We start from the raw sequence: 8,964 nt of genomic DNA on the forward strand, positions 1-8,964 counted from the left end.
CAAATGGTTTTTCTTTGCGATCCCTTTGCGCCTGGTTTGTTGAAATCTTTGCTTTTTTGGATTTGAATTTTCATTTCTTGCCAAAAAGCTTGTGCTCGAATGCTTTTATCGAGTATGGCAGAAGATTACTTATCAGTTACTAATGAAGGCATTTTCTTTATTACTTTTAGACTTGCATTCAGTCTACCAAAAGTAATTCTAAATGAGTTGGAAAATAGAAAAAATGAAATCAATGATAAACTCAAACGCTTAACTGAAAAAGACAAGCGAATTCAAGAAACAAAATATAATAAGATTCTTTTTGACATTGAAGATAGCTTCCTGGATAAATATGCGGAAGGGGCCGCAGTGGCTCAAAAATCCTGAAATTGCTAACTTAATAATTGAAAGTTTACTTTTTAATCATCAGAAATTGTATGATTTGTTTTGTTCACTGGTTATGGCAAACCATGTTCATACGATTTTGAAACCTCGAAATAAAAAAGATGATATGCCCTATTCGCCGGCTGAAATAATGCAAAAACACAAAGGGTTTACTGCTCATCAGGCAAACAGGATTTTAAATAGAAACGGAGTTTTGGCATCACGAAAACTATGATCATTGTGTTAGAGATGAAAGAGAGCTAAATTGCGTTATAGCTTATGTATTGAACAATCCGGTTAAGGCGCGTTTGGTTGAGAGCTACAATGGTTGGCCACATTATTGGTTAAACGATGAAATTATAAGTCTGTAAGGCAAGCGGACTCGCTTGCGATCTCAATTGAGGACAATTGAGTTACGAATTTATACTATGATCGAAATAAAAAAAATAACTCTCCGCGAAATCAGACTTCCTCTAAAGGAACCATTCCAGATATCATCAGGTGTTGAATATGAACGCAGAATTCTCATCCTACAATTCGAAGATGTTGATGGAGTTGAAGGTTGGTCGGAATGCGTGGCGGCAGCAATGCCGAACTATTCGCCGGAAACGATCGACACTTCCTGGCTGGCTTTACGTGAATGGGTGATCCCCCGGATACTTGGCAGGAAATTCAACTCACCCGAAGAGATAGCTCCTGTTTTGGAACAAGACTTTCGTGGACATAACATGGCCAAAGCCGCGGTTGAAATGGGTGCATGGGAACTGGCGGCCCAAAAGCAAGGCGTGCCATTATCTCAGCTTCTCGGAGGTACTCGCACAAAAATTGCGACCGGTATTTCGCTTGGAATTCAGAAGAGCCCAAATGCGCTTATTAAAAAAGTAAAAGAATCGCTTTCCCAGGGATACGGCAAAGTTAAAATAAAAATCAAGCCAGGAACGGACATTGAATACCTGAGCGCAGTTCGTGAAGCAGTGGGCAGCGAAGCGCCTTTAATGGTCGATGCTAACAATGCTTACACCTTGCGGGACATCGACCGGTTGCAACAACTCGATCAATTTGGTCTGATCATGATTGAGCAGCCTCTGGCCTGGGATGATCTCGTGCAGCATGCAGCTTTGCAAAAGCTGCTTAAAACGCCAATTTGCCTGGACGAGTCAATTACCAGTCAGGCGAAGGCTGAAGACATGGTAACGCTTGGCAGTGGCAAGATCATCAATATAAAGCCGGGCAGAGTTGGCGGTTTTACGCCTGCAAAAACGATACATGATTTCTGTGCTAAAAATAACATTCCGGTCTGGTGCGGCGGTATGCTCGAAAGCGGAATCGGCAGAGCGCACAATGTTGCCCTTGCCAGTTTGCCAAATTTTCTTCTGCCGGGCGACATCTCACCAAGTTCTCGTTACTGGGAACAGGACATTGTAACTCCAGAGTGGACAATGGATAAAGACGGCATGGTAACCGTTCCCCTCAATCGACCGGGGATGGGAGTGACTGTCGATCGCAACCGCATTGAAAACGTAACCGTTCGCAGCGAAACTATTTCGGGGTCTTAATTACCGGAAGATTGCTTTGCAGAGAATCCCGAAGGTCGGGACAAAGACATTGAAAAATTGAGTTTTCCGTCAATCAGAGATAAATGTGCGACGCACTTTTTGAAACTACAGAAGTTATGCCCTTATTTTTTAGCTTCACGGCAAAAAAAACTTAGTTTCCAAGAGGTCGCACATTCAGATAAAACGAAAAAAATGAAGTTTTTGGTTAATCAGTATTAACAAATTTTGATATGAGCAAGTCAAATATTCCCCAAGAGCTGAAGAAACATTTTCCAAAAGAAGTGCAGGAAAGTCTTATCCGCTTGCGCAGAGATCTTCATCAAAATCCCGAGTTGTCTTTCAAAGAAGAAAGAACTTCACAAAAGCTCTACGACGAATTAGCACAGTTGAATCCAGTGGAATTAGTTCGAGTTGCGGGAACGGGTGTTGTTGCCAGAATAAAAGGGAGAAATCCCGGAGGTCCCACAGTAGCCGTTCGGGGCGACATCGACGCCCTGCCTATTCAGGAGGCAACGGGTCTTGAATTCGCTTCACAAAACGATGGCGTCATGCATGCTTGCGGCCATGATGTGCATGCAACCTGGACAGTAGGTGCAGCTCATCTACTTGCAAAGGATCCCGCCGAAGGCGATGTACTCATCATTTTACAGCCTGCCGAAGAAATTGCCAAAGGTGCGAAGGCAATTTTAGAGACAGGTATTTTGGACAAAGTTTCAGCGATATTGGGCGCCCATGTCGACCGGCGGTTTGAAGTTGGACAAGTTGTGGCGGACGAAGGTACAGTCGCCGCCTCAGCCGATATGTTCGAGATTGAACTGGTCGGAAAAGGTGCACATGGCGCCAGACCGCAGGAAGGAAATGATCCGGTAGTTGGAATGGCCGCACTCATTTCAACCTTACAAACAATTGTTTCACGCAGACTTGACCCGGGGAAGGCCGGTGTTGTAACTGTAGGAATGGTTAGAGCTGGAAGTGCACCCAACATCATTCCGGAAACAGCGATGCTGATGGGAACCATTCGTTCTTTTGATCCAGAGACCAGAAACCTTTTGCATTCAGAAGTCAAAAATATCGCCAACTCAATTGCTGAAACATTTAAATTAAAATGTAATATAAAATCAGAATACGGAACCCCGCCTATAAATAATCCCGCAGAACCTATCAGCTGGGCGCGGCAAGCTGTATCCGCATTGCTGGGTAAAGAAGCGCTTGTCCCCTTTGGCATGTTGAATATGGGGGGTGAGGATTTTGCCTGCTACATGGAAAAAATACCCGGGTGCTTTATTCGGATTGGCGCAAGAGAGCCTGGCGGTGAAATTATTCCTGCCCACTCTTCGAAATTTCATGCTGCCGAGGAAAGTATATTTGTCGGCGCTGCTGTGTTAGCAGAGACGGCGCGAGTGGCGTCCAGGGCTGTTGCTCCGCCAAGAAAATAAAGAAGCCTACTTTACGACGTTTAGTCGTCTATACATGAAACTTTTCTTTAATATTTTCCGTAACCACGCCGCCGTCAAACAAGTGAATCACACGGTGGCTGTATTCTGAATAAGCGGGGGAGTGTGTAACCATCACGATAGTCGTACCGTTTTCGTTGAGCTCGGTCAATAAATTCATCACCTCATCGCCGTGCGCAGAATCGAGGTTTCCGGTGGGCTCATCTGCGAGGATGAGTTTTGGTTTTGCAATGACGGCACGGGCCACAGCTACACGCTGCTGCTGTCCTCCGGAAAGCTGTTGCGGGAAATGCTTCTTGCGATGCATAATCTGCATTTCTTCCAGAACCTCACTGACCCGCTCTTTACGATCAGCGCTGGAATAACCCAGATATAGCAAAGGCAGCTCAACATTTTCGTAAACAGTTAATTCGTCAATCAAATTAAAACTCTGGAAAACAAACCCCATATTTTCTTTTCTTAAATTGGCGCGTTGTCTTTCAGAGTAGTCCGATACTTCCTGATCTACAAAATAGTACTCACCGCCGGACGGATTATCCAGTAGACCCAGCACATTCAGTAAGGTCGATTTTCCGCAGCCTGACGGACCCATGATGGCCACAAATTCACCGGCTTTAATTTCTATATTCACATTATTTAAAGCGGTCGTTTCAACATCCTCGGTGATGTAAAGTTTTTTAAGATCTTTGGTTCTAATCATTTTTTACTCCCAGTTTTTGTTGAAATTCTGATTCTTCCGATAAAATGTCAATTGGGTTCGAATTGCAAAGTTAATGCTCGGTTATGACTAAAAGTTGAAAGTACTTTTTTTATCTCGTCAATCTCTTGGGCGAAATGTTCAAAACTCAGACTGTTTAATAGTTTTTTTTCTTTTGCACTGTGTAAATCTATTTCTAACTTTTCAGCTGATGAAATTGCTAAATTAAGGAAATCCGATCTTCTCAATTCATGAGGCATTTTAAAAGCCCTCGCAATATTTGAAGTAATTGCGACACAGGTCTTTCGAATCCGGTTTGCCAGGCCATTTGATTCTGGTTCCGGAAAAGTGCTGGTGATCTGAAACAATTCAAGAATCAAATGACGGCAGTTGTGCCATAAAAGTAAGTCTCTAAAATCCTTCATAGATGATATCAGTTCTTCAGGACCAATTTATCAATATCCCCAAAACTGTCATAAGACGATGTCACGACCCGCTCTCCGGGCTCCAACCCTTCCAGCACTTCAAACATTTGCGTGTTTTGCCTGCCCAAACGGATTTTCCTTTTCACAGCAAAGTCGCCTGCGTCATCCACAATATAAATCCACTGGCCGCCGGTCTTTTGATAAAAGCCGCCGCGGGGAATGAGCACAGCTTCTGAAAGATCCCCGAGAGCTAATCGAATATGCAGGGTCTGGCCGCGACGAATGCCTTCCGGCTCCTCTCCGACAAACTCCAAATCTACCTCAAATCTGCCGTCGCGAACTTCCGGGTAAATTCTGCTAGTAACTAATGCGTAGGATTGACCCGCGAAATCAAATTCACCATGCAAACTCTTTTCAATACGTGCCAGATAATGTTCATCAATGCCGGCGCGCACTTTAAATCCGTCCAATTCATCAATTTGCCCCAGGCGCTGCCCGGCAGTGATGAATTCTCCCTCGAACTCCACATTGAACGAGGTAAGCTGGCCGCTAATCGGCGCTCTCATTGTTAAGTCATCCAACCTTGTTCTGGCAACACCAAGGTTTTGCTCCAAACGAATGAGCGAATTATCCAGCTGCTTTATCTGAACTTCTTGAAAAAGTGAGTCTTGCTTAAAGGATTCGACGTTCAAATTTTGACGTTTGAGTTGATACTCGTACTCATCTTTTGTTGCTTCAAATTCTTCCTGTGAAATTAAATTTTGCTCGAGCAATTTTTTTCGACGGTCATACAGCCGTTTCAAACGCCGGATTTGATACTCCTGATCGATAAGCCGGTGACGTAAATTGATCCGATTCTGCTCCATATTAAAGCGGGTGCTGGTCAAAAGGTTGCGCTGCTCGACTACCTGGGCATCCTGCGACATAATTTGAATGTGCAGCGTCCGATTCTCTAATCGCACAATCTTATCCCCGGCTTCAACAAAACTGCCCGCTTGAATAAAAATGGAATCTACCCGTCCGCCTTCAATTGCGTCCAGGAAAATTGTCTTTATAGGCAGCACAGAGCCGGTCACCGGAATGAATTCCTGAAACGGACCTCGCTCTACAGTTGCGATGGTGATTTTCTGGGTTTCAACATTTAACTTTGAACTGGTATCCCAGGGAAAAATAGAAACCACGAAAATAAGAAATAGGCCGGCAAATGAGACACCGGCAATTTTTTTTGGCGGCCACTTCCTTTTTTCAATTTTTCGATCCATTCCCATAAAAATGCCTCTTTCAATTTTCAATTCAAATAGTTATCAGGCAAGAGATGTGCCAGTTTTGACTTGCGCCTATGCCGATAGATACGGTTTGACAAAGTATACGCTGGTATTACAGTAAGTGTTCGCAAGCGGACAATTTAGACTGAAACGACGGCTGAGGTTTTAAAAGTAGAAATTACTTGATTCTTCTAACCTAAAGAGCTTTATTTACTTACCTTAAGACTAAACTTTATCCTTACCATGAGCTATAAAAAACTTCACCGAAATGTCAGTTTGGATGCTGGCATTTAACTTGCTTATAGATTTATCTAACTAAAACACAAAACCCGGAAAACATGAACAAAAAATTCGCAAAAATCCTTGTCATAGACGATGACGAAGATATCCTTCTCGCGGCCCGGTTATTTCTAAAAAAGCACTTCGTTTTAGTAAACACAATAAAAACCCCCAAAGAGATCCCGGCCCAACTTTTGAACGAGAGCTACGATGTTATTCTTTTGGATATGAATTTTGCACGCGGTGCCAGCAGCGGCAACGAAGGATTTCTTTGGTTGAATAAAATTCTCGAACTCGATCCGGCTGCTGTTGTCGTTCTGGTTACGGCTTACGGCGACGTTCAGCTCGCAGTTAAGGCGATAAAAGAGGGAGCAAGCGATTTTGTCTTAAAACCGTGGCAGAACGAAAAACTTTTGGCGACCCTCTCGGCAGCGATGAATTTACGGGAAAGTCGCGTTGAGGTTGACCGGCTACGCTCCAAGCAGCAGCAATTAAATGCAGATTTAGATCAAAACTTTCAAGAATTTATTGGCGAAAGTGACGCCATCAATCAGGTCTTTTCGACAATTGGAAAAGTTGCCTCAACCGAGGCAAACATTTTGATTTTAGGAGAAAACGGCACGGGCAAGGAGCTGGTTGCACGGGAACTGCATCGGCAATCGCTCAGGGCAAAAGAAGTTTTCATCAGCGTTGATATGGGCGCGATCAGCGAAACGCTTTTCGAAAGCGAGCTTTTCGGTCACGTTAAGGGCGCCTTCACCGATGCAAAAGAAGATCGCGCCGGCCGCTTTGAAATTGCGTCCGGCGGCACTCTCTTCCTCGACGAAATCGGCAACCTGCCTTTACCTTTGCAGGCGAAACTTCTAACAATCATTCAAAATCGTCAGGTGACACGCCTGGGCTCGAATATTGCCAAAGCTATTGATGTGCGGTTAATTTGTGCGACGAATAGACCCATTCACGAATTGGTTGCAGCAAACGAATTTCGGCAGGACTTGCTATATCGAATTAACACGGTAGAAATCAAACTGCCCGCTTTACGAGAACGGCACGAAGACATCTCACTCTTGGTAGACTATTTTCTCACCGACTATTCAAAAAAGTACCAAAAAACCCAGAAACGAATAAGCCCGGGCGTGATAAAAAAGATGGAAAAATATCACTGGCCGGGAAATATTCGTGAGCTGCAGCATGCAATTGAGCGAGCCGTGATCATGAGCGAAACTCAGGTACTGCAGCCTTCCGACTTTTTCTTTACGACTCCCGAAAGTAAAGAGGCCAGCTTAACTTTTGACAAGTTAAACCTGGATGACGTCGAAAAAGCCGTCATTCAAAAAGTGATTGCCAAACATTCCGGAAACATTAGCAAAGCAGCCCGGGAATTGGGTTTAACGCGTACCTCACTTTACCGCCGGTTGGAAAAGTATGGTCTATAAACGATTTCGGTTTGTGGTGGTGGTGCGTGTCCTTCTCATCGGCGGCACCCTCTACCTTTTCTTTCACCTTCTTTTCAGCACTGAAAGTCGGCTGTATGCCACGATTTTCATCATTGGACTGACCATTTGCTATCAAATCTATGCTTTGATTTATTATGTTGAGAAAACTAACCGTGATTTAAATCGGTTTCTCTTGACGATAAAACATGAAGACTTCTCACAAACATTTTTAGGTTTGGGGTTGGGATCTTCTTTCGATGATTTAAAAAAAGCCTTCAATGAAATCATCCAAAAGTTTCACAGGACGCGGGCTGAAAAAGAAGAACACTTTCGGTACTTACAAACGATTGTGCAGCATGTTGGAATCGGACTCATTGCATTTCAAAGTGACGGCAAAGTTGAGCTGTTTAATACCGCCGCAAAGCGGCTTCTTAAACTTCCAAGTCTAAAAAACATTCGTGATTTAAATAAAATAAGCAAGCCCTTAATGAATACTTTGCTAAAGATGAAAACCGGCCAAAAGGCTCTGATTAAAATTCATGATGGCAACGAGCCGTCAAACCTATCCATCAGCGCAACAGAATTTATAATGAGAGAGCAGAACTTTACTTTGGTCTCGTTGCAGAATATTCAAAGTGAACTCGAGGAAAAAGAGTTGGAGGCCTGGCAGCAGCTTATCAGAGTTCTCACCCATGAAATAATGAATTCGGTAACGCCAATCGCTTCCCTTGCCTCAACCGTTAACGAGACAATCAATTTCGATGCTCAAACATCTCAGCCAGAATTAAGCGAAGAATCTAAAAGCGACATTGAGGGGGCGTTAAAAACAATTCAAAAACGCAGTGAAGGGCTTCTTCATTTTGTGGAGGCTTACCGCGGACTCACCCGAATACCGACACCGGATTTTACTAACTTTTCCGTGCTCGACTTATTAGAACGTGTGCATCAACTCATGCAGACTGAAATTTCGAAAAAGAAAATTCAATGTAAAATCGAAGTTGTGCCAAAGGACCTTGAATTAACTGCTGACTCAGAATTGGTCGAACAAATCTTGATCAACATTTTAAAAAATGCCATCCAGGCAATCGACCGCCAACCAAATGGAAAAATTGATCTGTCATCAAAAATAAACGACAGGGGACACATTATTATCCAGTTAGAAGACAACGGCCCGGGCATCCCAAAAGATGTTCAGGACAATATTTTCATTCCCTTTTTCACGACGAAAGAAGAGGGTTCCGGGATCGGTCTCAGTTTGTCCAGGCAGATCATGCGTTTGCATCGCGGTTCAATCAGCATGCAATCAAAACCGAACGAAACGACCGTTTTTACACTCAGGTTTTAAAAAAGAACCACAAAAATTGTTTTTTTTAGAAAAAAGGAGAACCTTTGACAATTCATGGAGATGGAAAACAAACCAGAAGCTTTTGTTATATTGATGACTGTGTGGAAGGATTGTAGCGAATTATTTCTTCAGATCAGTACCAAC

The 8,964-nt window shown here is 43.5% G+C and carries 8 protein-coding genes and 1 pseudogene; 6 read left to right on the forward strand and 3 right to left on the reverse strand.

Annotated elements, in window-relative coordinates:
- The first annotated feature begins 114 nt into the window (after positions 1-114).
- The 3 genes from IH879_14150 to IH879_14160 all read left to right on the forward strand — a co-directional run bounded on the left by IH879_14150 (position 115) and on the right by IH879_14160 (position 3,355).
- Entirely contained in the window at positions 115-366 is a 252-nt protein-coding gene (locus IH879_14150; GenBank protein ID MCH7676077.1) for a hypothetical protein, read from the forward strand.
- A gap of 425 nt (positions 367-791) precedes the next feature.
- The gene (gene menC, locus IH879_14155; GenBank protein ID MCH7676078.1) at positions 792-1,919 is read left to right on the forward strand and encodes an o-succinylbenzoate synthase; all 1,128 of its coding nucleotides are present in this window, start codon (positions 792-794) and stop codon (positions 1,917-1,919) included.
- Between the two features lie 230 nt (positions 1,920-2,149).
- Positions 2,150-3,355, forward strand: a complete 1,206-nt coding sequence (locus IH879_14160; GenBank protein MCH7676079.1) for an amidohydrolase — start codon at positions 2,150-2,152, stop codon at positions 3,353-3,355.
- A 28-nt stretch (positions 3,356-3,383) separates the two neighbouring features.
- Here IH879_14160 and IH879_14165 read toward each other — a convergent pair whose 3' ends face one another.
- From IH879_14165 to IH879_14175, 3 genes are read right to left on the reverse strand one after another with little or no spacing between them, the layout of a single operon-like run.
- Positions 3,384-4,073 (reverse strand): ABC transporter ATP-binding protein, encoded by a 690-nt coding sequence (locus IH879_14165; protein MCH7676080.1) that lies wholly within the window; start codon positions 4,071-4,073, stop codon positions 3,384-3,386.
- A 47-nt stretch (positions 4,074-4,120) separates the two neighbouring features.
- Positions 4,121-4,495: a four helix bundle protein gene (locus tag IH879_14170; GenBank protein MCH7676081.1), complete on the reverse strand. Its 375-nt coding sequence runs from the start codon at positions 4,493-4,495 to the stop codon at positions 4,121-4,123.
- An 8-nt stretch (positions 4,496-4,503) separates the two neighbouring features.
- Positions 4,504-5,757, reverse strand: a complete 1,254-nt coding sequence (locus IH879_14175; protein MCH7676082.1) for an HlyD family efflux transporter periplasmic adaptor subunit — start codon at positions 5,755-5,757, stop codon at positions 4,504-4,506.
- A 341-nt stretch (positions 5,758-6,098) separates the two neighbouring features.
- Between IH879_14175 and IH879_14180 the strand changes: the two genes are divergently transcribed.
- From IH879_14180 to IH879_14190, 3 genes and pseudogenes are all read left to right on the forward strand, one after another.
- The gene (locus tag IH879_14180; protein MCH7676083.1) at positions 6,099-7,475 is read left to right on the forward strand and encodes a sigma-54-dependent Fis family transcriptional regulator; all 1,377 of its coding nucleotides are present in this window, start codon (positions 6,099-6,101) and stop codon (positions 7,473-7,475) included.
- Positions 7,465-8,820: a GHKL domain-containing protein gene (locus IH879_14185; GenBank protein MCH7676084.1), complete on the forward strand. Its 1,356-nt coding sequence runs from the start codon at positions 7,465-7,467 to the stop codon at positions 8,818-8,820. Before IH879_14180 ends, IH879_14185 begins: the two co-directional genes overlap by 11 nt.
- Before the next feature lie 32 nt (positions 8,821-8,852).
- Positions 8,853-8,933, forward strand: a pseudogene (locus IH879_14190) (NAD-dependent epimerase/dehydratase family protein).
- Positions 8,934-8,964 lie beyond the last annotated feature (31 nt).

The organism is candidate division KSB1 bacterium (assembly GCA_022562085.1).
Classification (GTDB): domain Bacteria; phylum Zhuqueibacterota; class Zhuqueibacteria; order Oceanimicrobiales; family Oceanimicrobiaceae; genus Oceanimicrobium.